Below are 15,559 nucleotides of genomic sequence, written 5' to 3'. Positions count from 1 at the left end.
GAAAGGGGTCTTATTTGATATGTGGTTCATCATCATCGGTGTTATCTTCTTTATTGAAAGTATTATTTTAACGGTTGTAGGTATTAAGAAAAAACAATCCATGATGACCTACCTCGGTATTGTCATCATGATTATGACAGTCGGCATGATCATCGTTACCCTCAACCCGCCAAATTCATAAATAATTATTTCCAGCATATACATGGATCATAGGCAGATAGAATCAGTTTTCATTTCTAAACACCTGCACACTTTTCACGTCCTTTTTTGAGATGTTACAATGCAGGCAGTTTCCATTGAAAGGAGTTTTCTATCATGCATTATGGTAGCAAAGGCTGGTATGTCGAAGAATTAAAGAAGCTTGGTGTGACCAAGCATGAAGGAAGAAAGCTTCAAAGCTTTAAAACTTATTTCCTTGCAAATCTTCTTGAGCAAAAGAAAACGAGCTCTTAAATGTTGAAAAGCCGTACATCCATAGCAGATGTACGGCTTTTTTATATGGGCTGAACACGTTTTTCTAAAGATTTTCTGACCACATCTGCTAAGGCATCTACTTCAAGAACTGCTTTCAGCCTGTTTTGATCTACTTGACGGTATTTGACTTCATTGACTTCGTGGACTGTGATGGGATGGGGCGCTTTTTCGACTAACACAAGAGCTTCATCAGGAGAGACCATTCCTTCTTTCAGCACACGCAAATAAAAACCGGTATATCCCGTTTGCTGCACTTCCTTCACAAGCTTCATGTTTCCATGCTTAAGAGAGAGCTTCACACACGGCTGTCTTGGCTGACTGACCTCAACAATCGCTTCCCCAAACTGAAATACATCTCCAATACGGACTTCTGTCTCTACAAGCTGATGCACGGTCACGTTCTCACCGAAAGCTGCCTCCTGTAACGACACTCCTAAAAATTGCTCAAAATAAGTATAGTGATCATATGGAAAGACGCAAATGGCTTTATCATCACCTCCGTGATGGACCAAATCACCCTGGCCATCTCCATCAAAATTGAGCTTACTCAAATAAACAGGCTCGTGAATACGCTTTTTGTTGATGGCTGTTTTGATTTCTTTACCATTCACATAGGTGGTGATAGGTTGTCCTACTTGAATTCCTTCGATGTCGTACCTTGTCTGCCCCACTCTCGCCATCTCCTTTGATTGTCTGATTGCTTTTATTTTACATGGTTTGACAGTCAAATCATAGTCGGTACGTGAAGGAACGAGGCAGGTTATGGTACGATGAGAAAAAAGGAGAGATGACATTGGTTCATTATCACGCTATTGTAAAAGGACGAGTGCAAGGAGTCGGTTTTCGATATTTTGTTCAAGGAGAGGCCGTCAATCGAGGGATAAAAGGCTGGGTACGCAACACAGATGAGGGTCACGTGGAGTTAAAAGTAGAAGGAGAGCAGCAGGAGGTTTTTGACTTTTTAGAGACCGTCCGTAAAGGCAGTCCTTTTTCAAAAGTCAAACATTTGGACATGGAGCCGCTCGCCGAGTTCGCTCATTATCAAGACTTTCGGATCAGAGGATAGTTGATATGTGTCCTTTATTTCACAACAGTAAATGGGTTTGCAACATAATAACCAATCAAGGTTGTACGTGAAGCATCTTTGTAGAGACTCACATGAACATCATAGTTGGCTGATCCACTGTTAGGAAGTAATAAACGAGTAGGTGCTGCGAAAGCGTTTTGTCCAGAGATAGACCCTTCGTGTGTAAAGACTGGTGTCACTGGGAAAGTAAGTTTTCGAATAGCAGCTGTATAATAAAGTGTTTCATTTGTTGTTGCGGTCATGTTGACGTTGACCTGAGGATGAAGCGAAGTATAAGTTGAACGATCGGTTGTCACCTTTAAATCAATGACATTCTGAACCATTGTTCCAGTAGTTGCTTTAGCTCTCTCATCACCTAGCAGTAGAAATCCGTTGAAACCGAATACAGCCAAAAATATGAGCAACGTCATTTTTTTCATCTCTATTCCCCCTTTTTGATTCCACCGCCATTAAACCATCATTTTCCAAATCAAACAACATTCAAAAGACTCATTTCATACAAAAAAACCTAGCTTTTCGCTAGGCTCTTTCCGTCCCGTGGTAGGGTTTTTCCTGATAAAAATAATTCGGTTTCACGATCGTATTGTCATAGTGACGATGGAAGATATGCGTAGCAGCTGGTGATACTGGCGGAATCAGCCATGTCCAATCACCAGTCAGCTTACGGTCAGCCTTTTCTTCCTGTTTTTCAAATTGTTTGAACTGATGGGCAGCTGTATGATGATCCACAATGGTCACCCCTGCTTCCCGGTAAGAATGAAGAACCGCCACATTCAACTCGACAATGGCTTTGTCCTTCCAAAGTGACGCATTCTTTGTCGTGTCCAGTCCTAAAATAGAAGCAACTTTTTTCAGCATATTGTAGCGGTTTTCGTCAGCTAGATTTCGTGCGCCAATTTCTGTTCCCATATACCATCCATTAAACGGTGCCGCATTGTAATGAATGCCGCCAATTTCTAATTTCATATCAGCAATAATCGGAACAGCATACCATTTCAGTCCTAAATCACCGAATCCATCATATTCAGGATGGGTGATCTCTACCTCTTGAACGATCTCTCTCGGAAGATCATACAAAACCGGCGGCTGATCTTTTAGCTGAAACATAAGAGGCAGAAGGTCAAAATGCGTGCCTTCGCCTTTCCAGCCATGCGCTTCACACAACTTGGTTAATTCAAGTGATGCCTCGTCCCCAATGATGCCATATTCCGACTCATATCCCGCATAACGAACGAGCTGATGATTATAAATAACGACTTCCTTCCGTCCCTTATTCTCTGGTGGGAAGATGGTAATGGACGGTTTGATTTTACCCCCATTTGTCGCATACTCAATATGATGAAAGAGTGCCTCTTTCACCTCATCTTCTGTTGTCACGTGCCGGCAGTCATGCACATGCAGTGTTGACCAAAACAAGCGCCCAATGCACCGGTTGCTGTTGCGCCATGCCACTTTTGCCCCGTGAGCTAATTCTTCCTGCGTATGAGTATACATACCGTCAGACTCAATTTCTTTTTTTATTTCATGCAGACGTGCTGCTTTTTCTTCATTTGACTTGCCTAATTCTTCATAGCATACAGAAATAAAAGCTTCTGCTTCATTCCACAACGCTTCTTGGTTACTCAAACATACTCGCCTCACTTTAATACGAATATATCCATTGTAGCGGTTTCTAATGATAAATTCACTTGTTTCAAACCATTTTTTATCATATCGTGCGACGATTGTCCTTAGACAATGGATGAATCAATGACTTCAAGGGTCTTTTGGAGCCAGCGAACATACCCTTTTTCCCTTTCAATTGCTCTTGTCAGCACTAAATAATGCCCGAATTGTGTTGAATGCGGTGATTGGGCAGATGGATCTTCTTCTGTTAAAACGTTCAGTTTCTGTTCAAGCATCTCTACTTTCTTTGTTCGCTCCTGCAGCTGATGTGAGAAGAGACCGGCCGCTTCTTTTTGATCCATAGATGAGATAAAGAACGTTTTTAACATAAATTCATCTTTTGTTGTGTCTGGAATCGGGCCTTTTTTCCTTAACCACTCATGCAGTTCTCTTTTTCCTGCATCAGTGATTTGATAAACCTTCTTCTCTAGCTTCTTTCCTTGTATGTGAATATCAAATTCAATAAAACCCTCTTCTGTTAGCCGCTTTAATTCAGGGTATATTTGACTATGCTTCGCACTCCAAAACTGTCCAAGGGAATCTTCAAAGTGTTTCTTCATATCGTATCCCGTCAGCTCACGCTGATCTAGTAAGCCAAGAATGGCATATTTCAGTACTCTCATGACATGCCTCCAACGCATATTCTTTGACAATAGTATACCATACACCCTAAAATAAACATGTAAATCATGACATGTTTGAAACAACATCATTTTAATTGAAAGAAGGAATAAACATGGATCAATTCGTTGGACTTCATATGATTTATACGTATGAAAATGGCTGGGAATATGAGATTTACATTAAAAATGATCACACCATTGATTACCGCATTCATAGCGGAATGGTTGGAGGCCGCTGGGTTCGTGATCAAGAAGTGAATATTGTGAAACTGACAAAAGGGGTATACAAAGTTTCCTGGACGGAACCGACTGGGACAGACGTGTCTTTAAACTTTATGCCTGAGGAAAAACGCATGCATGGCGTCATTTTCTTCCCAAAATGGGTGCATGAACGTCCAGATATCACCGTTTGCTATCAAAATGACTATATCGACCTCATGAAAGAATCCCGTGAAAAATATGAAACCTATCCGAAGTATGTCGTACCAGAATTCGCAGACATTACGTACATCCACCATGCTGGGGTAAACGATGAAACGATTATCGCAGAAGCACCGTATGAAGGCATGACCGATGAGATCAGAGCTGGACGAAAATAGAAAAAGCGGCACGCACTGTGCCGCTTCTAGGGTGGTTGACAAAGGACTAAAATGAACTTGATTTTAGTCCTTTTTATTTATACCTAACGTCTTTTGAGATAACAAGAATCGGTAAACTGGTAGTTCATCGCCTACTTTCGATGCAATAAAACCTGATGACATATAGCTGTCTTTTGATTCTGGTTCAAGGGCAAGTGACAACAAATTGGTCTCTGGCTGTGCAGTCACATATACCTTTGTTCCTTTTGGCAGTTGACGTTTCTTTTCAACGAGTCTCGTTTCAAGCTGAATATCTGTTTTGCTTGTTTCCACTCGTTTTGTCACCTCATAGGCTTGAACTGGCACTTTCATGCCAACAGGCAATGTCACACTTTTTAACCCTAAAGTTCTGAGCTTTCTATCTACTCCTTCATGTCCTGGGAGAATGAGATAAGCTGTCGGTCGTTCTCTTGTCAATACAGGAACCGCATCACTTGCACTATGAAAACGCACTGGGACATTGGTGGTTTGTCCTTTCTCAATATCCACCATTTCAAGTGAATCGTTCACAGGCGCCTTGAAAGCATCTTGAATGACTACTTGATCATCATCATTTGGTTGAAGACCTTTTTTCACAAGTTTCAGCCGCTCCGTCACCATTTGCTGCTTCACCTGCTTAGCATGCTTCACCGTTGTCTCAATGATTTTTTCATGAGTGGTGACTTGTGCTGCCACACGCCGAGTAAAGTCCTCTCTACCAATTCCAATCCCCCTACTTTCTACAAGAAAGGATAAAGCTGGTGAAAGCGCCAGGGCATTTCGGCCAATTCGTGCATCGGTTCCGCCTTCATAAAGGTCGATCTTTCCGTCCTTTCCTCTTGTGTTTGTATAATATAAATCGTTGGAAAATCCCTTATTCGTCAATGCTTCACGCACTCCGTTGACGTACAATTCATTTGACGTGAAACGAATGCTTTCAGGAATGTTCAAATTCTTACCGGATAATATCAGCAAATCGTGATACTTGAGAGCACCTGATGCACCGATATCTTCGAACTGCTTTTGACCGACATCATATTCATGGGCATCAATGACGACCTCGGGCGCATAGCGATTAAATTCTTGATGAAGGGCTGTCAGCTCTGAAGATTCTAATGTCATGTGGTCACGGTTGCCATCCATTCCGTTTGCAAGTCTGCGGTCAAATGCATAAGAACCATCTGGGTTGATTCTTGGGACAATGATGACGTTGACATGGCTCAGGATACGCTCTCCTTCATCACCTGCTAGTCGTTTGGCGATGACAAGGGCAGATTCACCGGAGGCTGGTTCATTTCCGTGTATTTGTGCTTGAAGCCAGATCGTTGGCTTTTTTGACAGTGGAGAGATGTGGCGATCCTTTGTAAAATAGAGGGCTGGAATGGACCTGCCTTCAATGGATGTTCCAATCTGTTTCTGCGTGGCGTAAGGACTTTTACTGACAATGTCACGTAAAAAATCTTGAAGCTCTTCTTGTGTGGTAAATGCTTTTCCTTTTTTCTGAAAAGCAGGGGTATCAAACGTTTCATCAGGCTCAGGATACAGTTTTTGAACCGAGGCTGGCTGCTCATAGCTTTTTCCATAATAAGGGGTCTCTGCATTCGCTGAAGCTGGGATCACCATCGACAAACTTCCTGCCATGAGGCATACAGCAGCAAAAAGAATGGTACTTTTCTGTTTGGACATGCTATCCTCTCCCTTCGTTGATTTGCATTATAAAGAAAAAAACAGCAAAAGTGTCAGCATTTTTCAAAAATATATCTTTTGGAGGAATCATGTATGGCTTTATATAGGGCAAATGAATGGAGCTTGCCCTGCAATAGGACCTAAAAAAGAGCGCCTGCATAAGCAGCAGACACTCTTCTCATTACCAGATCGAAATGGCCCCAATGAGAACCGCCATCACTGTCATGGCGACGACTGCAAGAACCGCCCATTTCATGCCAAATTTCTGATGCTGATCTAGTGATACCCCAACGAGTCCAACAAGTAAATGAGTCGATGGAACAAGTGGGCTTAACATATGAATCGGCTGACCAATGATAGATGCTCTCGCAATCTCAATTTTATCGACACCGTATGCTGCCGCTGTTTCTGATAGGATCGGCAGTACCCCATAAAAGTATGCATCATTCGGCATAAAGAAAGTGAAGATCCCGCTTGTTAGTGCGACAATGACTGGAATAAACCCGCCAAGCTGCTCTGGAATAGCTGAAACAATCGAAATCGCCATTTCATCAACCATTTTCGTCCCAGTTAAGATGCCTGTAAAAACACCTGCCGCAAAAATCATCGAAGCAATCGCCAAAACATTTGTGGAATGAGCCGCAATCCGCTCACGCTGCTGCTCTAAATTCGGATAGTTCACGATAATGGCAACACAGAAGGCAAGAACAAACAGAACCGTTAAGCTTACTTTTCCAGACACTAGCAAGAGAACCAATAGCAAAGTCAGTGTCAGGTTAAACCACCAAAGTTTCGGTCGCTTAATATCATCTTGCAGTGCCGCTGCCATTTCATTGGCATGAATCGGCTGTTCGAGCTCAATAACACCAAGACGTTTTCTTTCAGACTTCCCAAGAAAATATGCCACCACAATCATGCTCAAAACCCCTGCGCCAATGACTGGAATCATCGGGCCAAATAAAAGTGATGGATCAACGCCAAGCGCACTTGCCGCTCTAGGTGTTGCCCCTCCCCATGGAATCGTATTCATAATCCCCATGCCGACTCCGGCGATACCCGCTAAAATAATCGGACGAATGCCAAGCAGTGTAAATAACGGAAGCATCGCTGTTGTTGTAATCATGTACGTTGTGGTTCCATCACCGTCAAGTGCGACAAGCATCGTCAGGACAGCTGTTCCGACCACAATTTTTAATGGATCGCCTTTGACGATATTTAAAATTTTTGCCACCATCGGATCAAATAAACCTGCATCAATCATAATCCCGAAGTACAAAATGGCAAACATGATCATGACCGCCGTTGGTGCAACTTGCTGTACACCTTTGACAATCATGTCTGAAATTTCTGTAAAATGAAAACCTGCAATAAGAGCAAATGCAATCGGTGTTAATACTAATGCCGTTAGAACTGACATACGTTTCGTCATAATTAAAACCATAAATACAACCATCATAAGAAATCCTAAGATCGCTAACATTTTGTTCACCCCTTATGTTGTATACGCTTTCATTAAATGTTGGTATCCCATTTCCAACCCTTTCTGTCATGATATCTGACGCCTGAATTGAAGTAAATATTATGAATTTTAATTCTTTTTTGATCGATAAATGCTTTTTGTTCATTTTGTGCAATTGTTGTTGTTTGTTGGTTCCATGAAAAAAAGCGGTCTTATTTGACCGCTTGTTCTCCTTGTATAAATTGCTCATATCGCCTTAATTGATCTTCCATAAAGACCTTTGCTTCTTTACTGTTCATATAACGGCTTGTCCAGCCTTTTTGTTTTAACTGATTTTTCCATGACTTCGTTTGCGTCATTTTTTGAAGAAGCTGATCCCATGCTCGAATGTCGTGCTGATTCATTTGCTTTGGTCCCATCACACCACGCCAATGAGAGAAGATGAGCGGAATCCCCTGTTCTTTCCAAGTGGGCACGTCTTTGAATCCTTCTAAACGCTGATTCGTTGTGGTCGCAACAAGCTTCAGTCTTTTCTTTTCATAATCATGGCGAACCTCCGTAATGGTCGTAGTTGCCGCATCTACCTCATGGTCAATGAGCGCTTGGAATAAATCATCTGCACTATCAAATTTTAAAAACTGAATGCGGTACGGATCAATTCCTGCCATTTCGGCAGCCCGTGCGAATGAGATTTGATCATCATTTCCAAAGTCCGGGGCAAACCCAATTTTTAAGGAATCTGGTTTCTTTTTTAATGCGTGTAATAGCTCCTTTCCATTTGAGAAAGGAGAATCAACTGGCACTGCGACTACCTGCCACTCTTCCGCAAGAATAGCAAGCGGGGTGACATCATTCATGGTCACGTTACTGCTGCCCAGCAAATTACGGCTTAATAATAAGCTCGAATTTAAACTAATATAATTGGCATCTCGCTCCATCATATAGGTCCATCCTTTATCAACCGTTCCGCCTCTTTGATAAAGAATATGCACAGGCTCTTCCACTAGCTTTTCTTCTTCTAGCACGGTTTTCATCACTTGAGCTGTTTGGTCAAATCCGCCATCAGGTACACCTGATACCACAATATATAATGGGCTGTGCTTCAGGAAAGAATCTTTTGCTGTTTTTTCATTAAAGGTGAGCGTTGTACAAAGGCAGACCAAAATGAGTAAGAGTATTCCTTTTTTCATTTTTATGACTCCGTTTGTTTTTTGGCGGGATAATATTTTCGTTCTGGTCTACCAATGATTCCATACGCCAGCTCTGCCCGGCATTCTCCCGTTGTCACAAGATACTCTACGTATCGTCTTGCTGTTGTGCGTGATGCGCCCATTTTTTCTCCGAGTTCTTCCGCTGTAATTCCGTTCATCTCTGTTGCCATGAATGTTTTCACTTTGTCCAAAGTCAATGAATTAATGCCTGTTGGCAAGTCTCGCTCATCCTTTTGCTGCGATTCTTCCTGTATTTGACCAAAAAACAGATCAATCATCGTTTGATTGACTTCCTCTTTTGAATTGATTAACTCTCTCTTCTCTTTATATTCGGTTAAAACCTGCGTGAATTTTTGGGCGGTCACTGGTTTGATTAAATAATGAACCACTCCATAATGCAATGCGTCTCTTAACAGCATCGTTTCCGTTGCAGCCGTGATAATGATCACATCCACTTCAGGATGGCGCTCTCTTAACAGCGGCAAAAGGTTCGTGCCGAGCTCATCAGGCATGTAGACATCAAGTAAAATGAGATCCACTTGTTCTTTTTGAAGTGCCTCCCACAGATCCTTTGCACTCTTTGCCTTGCCGGCCACTTGAAAGCCTTGTACCTTTTGGATATAAGATTCATGAATCGCAGCGATTCGAAAATCATCTTCCGCAATGAGTACCTTTATCACAACCTATTCCCCCTTTGTGCCTTTCGGTATGTAAACAGTGAAGATGGCACCGCCTTCTTTTTGGTTCGCAACTTCAATCCAGCCCCCAAGTTCATCTAGCACTTCTTTGACATTGGCAAGTCCATAACCTCGCCCTTCTCCCTTTGATGAATGTCCTCTTGTGAAAAGTTGTGAAATGGCTCCTTCATCTACACCGTCCCCTGAATCAGATACCTCTATGATAATATCAAATCCAATATCTGTGATGAACAAGCTGACTTCTCTTTTCTCCTTATTCAATACAGCCTCAAACGCATTGTCTACGAGATTGCCAATGATGGTAATAAAGTGAGATAAACTTAAATGGGCTGGGAGCGGCTCCAATGAACTATTTTCATCAATGTGAAAATGAACCTTTTTCTCAGATGCCTTTCCTAACTTCCCAAGTAAAATGGCTTGTATCTTCGGAGAGCGAATTTGCTTCATGAGTAAATCATGCTGGCGATTTTGAAGTGTATACTCTTCTTTAATTAACTCAATGGCTTCATCCACTTGTTTCAACTCAAGCAAGCCTAAAATAGCGTACAGCTTATTCGAAAATTCGTGTGTTTGTGCTCTAAGGTCTTCTGAATATTGACTGACCTCTGTCAATGTATCCAACAGCTTTGTCAGCTCGGTTTTCTCCCTGAAGCTCACAATTCCTCCAAATACTCGATTGTCCTGCACCACTTTTTTGACATTTAGCACGAAGGTTTTATCATTGACGACTGATTCTATGTTAGGTTCAATCGTCTCTACCTTTAGATAGAAAAGAAGATTGGCATTTGGCAACACTTGATCAATATGAAGAGGCAGCGTTGAAGAGACGCGTAGCATCTGTTCAGCTGACGTATTCATCATCGTAATGGCACCTTTACGGTCAAATGCAATGATTCCCTCTTTAATCGCATGCAGCATCGCTTCTCTTTCTCGATATAATGAAGCAATTTCATGCGGTTCAAGCCCTAATATATCTTTTCGAATACTCCTTGTTAAAAAAATCGCTCCAAAAACCCCAGGCAAGAGCACAAGAAGGGCAATATAACTTAATTTGAAGAGTTGATGAGCTGTCGCTTGGTCGATATCTCTTTTTAAAAATTCGACACTGACTGTCCCAATAATCTCTTCATAACTGCCAGTTTCTTTCATGATCGGAGCACTTCCTCTGACAACGGTTTCACCATCAGAATCACCCGTTGATATGGAAGTTCCTCCAAATAGCAGTGTACTTCTTCCTTCCGACACACTGATGGTTTTCCCTACATCCTCATGATTCGTATGAAAAAGAACCTTTCCTTTTTGATTGGTGATAAAAATGGCATGCGCTCTTACTTGCTCTTTCATTTGCTCAAGCACAGCCTGTTCTTCATTTTGCGAATCTCCCGTAGCCACCGATGTTTTAATGGGCGGCATATAAGATATCGTTCTAGCAGTTTGCACCGCCAGCTGTTCAGCTTGGCTCTGCCTTTCTGATGTCTGCAAAAAACCAAAACAAATGGTCAATAAGGCAATAACAACAAGTAAAAGACCAATAATTAACCCCAAAATTTTTGTTTGTAAAGTGACTTTCCTTTTGCCCATCCTCACCGCCACAACCCCTAATTCAGTAGATTCACCCGAATAGACTCTAAGAAAATCATATCATTTTTTCTCATGAAGTTAAGAGAAAATTCACACAGACAAAAAAAGGATGACTCAGTATTGAGTCATCCCTGTGTGCCTATTACGTGATGGATAAACCAGCACTTGCATAGCCTGCTACAGTATTCACTAAAGAAAGACCTGTAGCTGATGCCGAGAATACGACAAGTAATCTTGTTTCTGGTGTGACTGGTACATTTAAACCAGTAGCGATGCCGTTTGTAATAGCCCCTAGCGTTAAAATCCCGGTTAACGCTGGAGCCAATGTGACGCTCGCTACTTGAGTGAAGCTGTTATTTGGTGTCGGTGAAGCAAACAGACTAGCAGTTACAGTAATACTCGTGCCAACTAAAGAAAGGGCTGCAGTCGTGCTAAAATAGCCGGCAAATGACGTAATGGTTCCAGCTCTTGGAACGGAGAATGCCATGTTTAACAATGTTCCTGCTGCTCCGGTTAAATCAATGATTCCTCCTACAATACTGACACCTGTCGCCGAGTTACCGAATCCGACCAAACTAGATGTTCCAACTAGACCGCCTGCGATTGTGGTTAAAACAGCTGGTGTACCAGATGCAAATGGAATAATCGCACTTGATCCTGTCGCACCTGTGGCGCCTGTTGCACCGGTTGCTCCCGTGGCACCTGTTCCTGTAGCCCCTGTTGCACCCGTATCTCCTGTTACACCTGTCGCACCTGTGGCGCCTGTTGCACCTGTGGCGCCTGTTGCACCGGTTGCTCCCGTGGCGCCTGTTCCTGTAGCCCCTGTTGCACCCGTATCTCCTGTGACACCTGTGGCGCCTGTGACTCCGGTCGCTCCTGTTGGACCTGTATCTCCTGTGACACCGGTTGCTCCCGTGGCGCCTGTCACACCTGCGGCTGCCAATAACGTGTAATCTGGAGACGTATCTGGTGTGCCAGTTGGTGGTGCTGTATTTACGACATAAGTTCCACCTTCATATGTCACCACTTGACCTACTGTATAGGTTGGAGCTGTTGCTGGGTCAAATGCCAAAATACCAGCTAACCCTACTCCGGTAGCCCCGGTATCTCCCGTTGCACCTGTGGCTCCGGTTACTCCAGTCGCTCCCGTATCTCCTGTTGCACCTGTGGCTCCGGTTACTCCAGTCGCTCCCGTATCTCCTGTTGCACCTGTAGCTCCGGTTACTCCGGTCGCTCCCGTATCTCCCGTTACACCTGTGGCTCCGGTTACTCCGGTCGCTCCCGTATCTCCTGTTGCACCTGTGGCTCCGGTTACTCCGGTCGCTCCCGTATCTCCCGTTACACCTGTAGCTCCGGTTACTCCAGTCGCTCCCGTATCTCCTGTTGCACCCGTGGCTCCGGTTACTCCGGTCGCTCCCGTATCTCCCGTTACACCTGTGGCTCCGGTTACTCCGGTCGCTCCTGTATCTCCCGTTGCACCCGTGGCTCCGGTTACTCCGGTCGCTCCTGTATCTCCCGTGGCGCCTGTCACACCTGCGGCTGCCAATAACGTATAATCTGGAGACGTATCTGGTGTGCCAGTTGGTGGCGCTGTATTTACGATATAAGTTCCACCTTCATATGTCACCACTTGACCTACTGGATAGGTTGGAGCTGTTGCTGGGTCAAATGCCAAAATACCAGCTAACCCTACTCCGGTTGCCCCGGTATCTCCCGTTGCTCCTGTGGCTCCGGTTACTCCGGTCGCTCCCGTATCTCCCGTTACTCCTGTGGCTCCGGTTACTCCGGTCGCTCCCGTATCTCCCGTTGCACCGGTCGCTCCGATTGCTCCTGTCGCTCCTGTATCTCCCGTTGCACCCGTGGCTCCGGTTGCTCCAGTCGCTCCCGTGGCTCCTGTTCCTGTTGCCCCTGTGGCACCCGTATCTCCTGTGGCTCCGGTCGCTCCAGTAGCACCTGTATCTCCAGTAGCGCCGGTCGCTCCTGTTCCTGTTGCCCCTGTGGCACCCGTATCTCCTGTGGCTCCGGTCGCTCCGGTTGCGCCTGTATCTCCAGTAGCGCCGGTCGCTCCTGTTCCTGTTGCTCCCGTGGCACCCGTATCTCCTGTGGCTCCGGTCGCTCCAGTAGCACCTGTATCTCCAGTAGCGCCGGTCGCTCCTGTTCCTGTTGCCCCTGTGGCACCCGTATCTCCTGTGGCTCCGGTCGCTCCGGTTGCGCCTGTATCTCCAGTAGCGCCAGTCGCTCCTGTTCCTGTTGCTCCTGTGGCACCCGTATCTCCTGTGGCTCCGGTCGCTCCGGTTGCGCCTGTATCTCCAGTAGCGCCAGTCGCTCCTGTTCCTGTTGCTCCTGTGGCACCCGTATCTCCTGTGGCTCCGGTCGCTCCAGTTGCGCCTGTATCTCCTGTTGCTCCTGTTCCTGTTGCTCCGGTTGCACCCGTATCTCCTGTCGCACCCGCAGCGGCTAGAAGCGTATAATCTGGTGATGTATCCGGTGTACCCGTTGGTGATGCTGTGTTTGCAAGATACGTTCCACCTTCATATGTCACTACTTGACCCAATGGATATCCTGGTGCCGCTGCCGCATCAAAAGGAACGACTCCAGTTAGACCTACACCAGTGGCTCCTGTTGCACCCGTCGGACCTGGATCTCCGGTGACACCTGTTGGTCCTGTACCTGTTGCGCCCGCAGCTGCTAAAAGCGTATAATCCGGCGATGTATCAGGCGTACCTGTTGGTGGTGCTGAATTTACCACATACGTACTGCCATCATATGTCACCACTTGACCTACTGGATACGCCGGGGCTACCGCTGGATCAAATGCTACAATCCCTGTTAACCCAACGCCTGTTGGGCCTTGTGGACCTGCCGGGCCGGCTGGACCCGCTGGGCCTACTGGACCCACTGGACCCGCCGGACCTGCTGGGCCTCTCCTTCCTCTTCCCCCTGGCGGTCCTTGAATGACACACACACAAGGATCTTTTCCGCAGCATGGATTTTTTACTGGTTTCCTTGGTTTGTCTGATTTACCTTTCTTACAACTATCACATTCCCAGCCATCATCCTTATACGCATCATACCAGCTTCCTTTTTGGTAGTGGTCTGTCGAATGAGTTGGGTATATCTTTCCGCATTGTCTACATTTTCTCATAGAATCACCCCCATCCATCGTATTCATCATGATCGATAAAGGTGTATGTACAATTTTATTTTTATCAAAAAATTTGAAAGGTCTTGCACTCTACGTGCAAGGACCTCTTTCCATCGTTAAAATGTCATCGTCATTTTTAAATCTTTTCCTACCATACTATATTCAATATCCGCTGGACGGATCGCCTTTTTTAGTTTCTTCACACCTTCTCCTTCAAAAAAAGTAGGTGCATCTTTCCCTCCGATTAATAAAGGTGCCATATAGATAACAGCTTCGTTCACAAGGGATGCTTCTAAAAATGACGCACTCACACTGCCACCTGCCTCTACAAGCACTGACATCACAGAGCGCTTCTTCAACAGGTGTAACACATCCTGAAGATCTGTCCGGTGTTCTCCGCTTGTGACAAATACTTGATGACCTTTTTGTATCAACTGTTGATACTTTTGATGATCATAATCTTGTGATGTACAAATTATGGTTTCTGCCCTATGATCTGTTAAGCATTTGGCATGAAGCGGTATCCTTAATGTTGAATCTAAAATGACACGAATGGGCTGATGGTTGAATGAATCCTTTACAATTAAGCCGGCATCATCTTGAATAATCGTTTCCACTCCTGTCAGCACCGCATCTACTTCTTGACGTAAGCGCTGCACATCTGTTCTCGCTTCTATTCCAGTGATCCATTTGCTTTCTTGATCAGCCGTGGCAATTTTCCCATCTATCGAAATAGCTGATTTTAAGATGACATAAGGAAGGTTCGTTTGCATCAAATGAAAAAAAGGCGCATTTAAACGATCTGCTTCCTGTTTACATATACCTTGCTCCACTTCAATTCCAGCCTTTTTCAAAAAGGCAATTCCTTTACCTGCAACAACCGGATTCGGATCTTGGGTGGCAATCAACACTTTCTTCACTCCACTTTTGATGATCGCTTCGGTGCAAGGGCCTGTTTTTCCGTGATGTGTACAAGGTTCGAGTGTCACATACATGTCAGCTCCCTTCGCCTTTTCTCCTGCCATTTGCAGCGCATGAATTTCAGCATGAGGCTCGCCCGCCTTCATGTGCGCACCAATCCCAACGATCTCACCGCTCTGAACAATCACTGCACCAACAAGCGGATTGGGTGAGGTTTGTCCTTTCATCGCCTTCGCGTTAGCAATCGCCAGCTTCATATAAAAAACATCGTCTTTCATCTCGGACTCCTTTCTTCTCTCAAGGGAAAGAACTCCTTCAGAAAATGAAGGAGTTCTATTCTCATGTGCTATACTGTCTCAAGCCGTTTCTTTTCAGATCGATCATAGTAAGGC

General features: G+C 44.6%; 15 protein-coding genes. 4 read left to right on the top strand and 11 right to left on the bottom strand.

The features are described from left to right. Positions 1-19 precede the first annotated feature (19 nt). Together NSQ70_RS03800 and NSQ70_RS03795 are read left to right on the top strand one after the other, a co-directional pair. Entirely contained in the window at positions 20-181 is a 162-nt protein-coding gene (locus tag NSQ70_RS03800) for a hypothetical protein (protein WP_008341770.1), read from the top strand. 134 nt (positions 182-315) lie between these two features. Beyond that, positions 316-453: a YflJ family protein gene (locus tag NSQ70_RS03795; protein WP_008341771.1), complete on the top strand. Its 138-nt coding sequence runs from the start codon at positions 316-318 to the stop codon at positions 451-453. A 41-nt stretch (positions 454-494) separates the two neighbouring features. On the opposite strand, the gene NSQ70_RS03790 is transcribed toward NSQ70_RS03795, so the two are convergent. Next, positions 495-1,145 carry an MOSC domain-containing protein gene (locus NSQ70_RS03790; RefSeq protein WP_045034466.1) on the bottom strand — a complete coding sequence of 217 codons (651 nt, stop codon included), beginning with the start codon at positions 1,143-1,145 and terminating at the stop codon, positions 495-497. A 122-nt stretch (positions 1,146-1,267) separates the two neighbouring features. Between NSQ70_RS03790 and NSQ70_RS03785 the strand changes: the two genes are divergently transcribed. Then, positions 1,268-1,540, top strand: a complete 273-nt coding sequence (locus tag NSQ70_RS03785) for an acylphosphatase (protein ID WP_058336534.1) — start codon at positions 1,268-1,270, stop codon at positions 1,538-1,540. Positions 1,541-1,554: 14 nt separating this feature from the next. Here the strand turns inward: NSQ70_RS03785 and NSQ70_RS03780 are convergent, their stop codons facing one another. The 3 genes from NSQ70_RS03780 to NSQ70_RS03770 all read right to left on the bottom strand — a co-directional run bounded on the left by NSQ70_RS03780 (position 1,555) and on the right by NSQ70_RS03770 (position 3,849). Then, positions 1,555-1,980: a hypothetical protein gene (locus tag NSQ70_RS03780; protein WP_342502462.1), complete on the bottom strand. Its 426-nt coding sequence runs from the start codon at positions 1,978-1,980 to the stop codon at positions 1,555-1,557. Positions 1,981-2,080: 100 nt separating this feature from the next. After that, positions 2,081-3,187: a nitric oxide synthase oxygenase gene (locus tag NSQ70_RS03775; RefSeq protein WP_327861805.1), complete on the bottom strand. Its 1,107-nt coding sequence runs from the start codon at positions 3,185-3,187 to the stop codon at positions 2,081-2,083. Positions 3,188-3,291: 104 nt separating this feature from the next. Continuing rightward, entirely contained in the window at positions 3,292-3,849 is a 558-nt protein-coding gene (locus tag NSQ70_RS03770; protein ID WP_138278226.1) for a PadR family transcriptional regulator, read from the bottom strand. Positions 3,850-3,962: 113 nt separating this feature from the next. On the opposite strand from NSQ70_RS03770, the gene NSQ70_RS03765 reads away from it, so the two are divergent. Next, positions 3,963-4,448 carry a phenolic acid decarboxylase gene (locus NSQ70_RS03765; protein ID WP_008341777.1) on the top strand — a complete coding sequence of 162 codons (486 nt, stop codon included), beginning with the start codon at positions 3,963-3,965 and terminating at the stop codon, positions 4,446-4,448. Positions 4,449-4,511: 63 nt separating this feature from the next. On the opposite strand, the gene NSQ70_RS03760 is transcribed toward NSQ70_RS03765, so the two are convergent. From NSQ70_RS03760 to ribD, 7 genes are all read right to left on the bottom strand, one after another. Next, positions 4,512-6,152 carry a M14 family metallocarboxypeptidase gene (locus NSQ70_RS03760; RefSeq protein WP_138278225.1) on the bottom strand — a complete coding sequence of 547 codons (1,641 nt, stop codon included), beginning with the start codon at positions 6,150-6,152 and terminating at the stop codon, positions 4,512-4,514. Between the two features lie 181 nt (positions 6,153-6,333). Then, positions 6,334-7,632: a citrate:proton symporter gene (locus tag NSQ70_RS03755; protein ID WP_024719341.1), complete on the bottom strand. Its 1,299-nt coding sequence runs from the start codon at positions 7,630-7,632 to the stop codon at positions 6,334-6,336. 191 nt (positions 7,633-7,823) lie between these two features. Beyond that, the gene (locus tag NSQ70_RS03750; RefSeq protein WP_138278223.1) at positions 7,824-8,801 is read right to left on the bottom strand and encodes a tripartite tricarboxylate transporter substrate-binding protein; all 978 of its coding nucleotides are present in this window, start codon (positions 8,799-8,801) and stop codon (positions 7,824-7,826) included. Positions 8,802-8,803: 2 nt separating this feature from the next. After that, positions 8,804-9,502, bottom strand: a complete 699-nt coding sequence (locus tag NSQ70_RS03745) for a response regulator (protein ID WP_138278222.1) — start codon at positions 9,500-9,502, stop codon at positions 8,804-8,806. Positions 9,503-9,505: 3 nt separating this feature from the next. Then, positions 9,506-11,101 (bottom strand): sensor histidine kinase, encoded by a 1,596-nt coding sequence (locus tag NSQ70_RS03740; protein WP_096881119.1) that lies wholly within the window; start codon positions 11,099-11,101, stop codon positions 9,506-9,508. A 142-nt stretch (positions 11,102-11,243) separates the two neighbouring features. After that, a complete protein-coding gene (locus tag NSQ70_RS03735) occupies positions 11,244-14,246 on the bottom strand; it encodes an exosporium glycoprotein BclB-related protein (RefSeq protein WP_342502461.1) in 3,003 nt (1,000 codons plus the stop codon). A gap of 116 nt (positions 14,247-14,362) precedes the next feature. Further along, positions 14,363-15,445, bottom strand: coding sequence for a bifunctional diaminohydroxyphosphoribosylaminopyrimidine deaminase/5-amino-6-(5-phosphoribosylamino)uracil reductase RibD (ribD, locus tag NSQ70_RS03730; protein ID WP_039170352.1), 1,083 nt, complete (start codon positions 15,443-15,445; stop codon positions 14,363-14,365). Positions 15,446-15,559 lie beyond the last annotated feature (114 nt).

This window comes from Bacillus sp. FSL R5-0397 (assembly GCF_038593395.1).
In the GTDB taxonomy this organism is placed as follows: Bacteria; Bacillota; Bacilli; order Bacillales; family Bacillaceae; genus Bacillus; species Bacillus altitudinis.
Note: the sequence above shows the minus strand (reverse complement) of the source record. Positions and strands in the feature narration are given on the sequence as shown.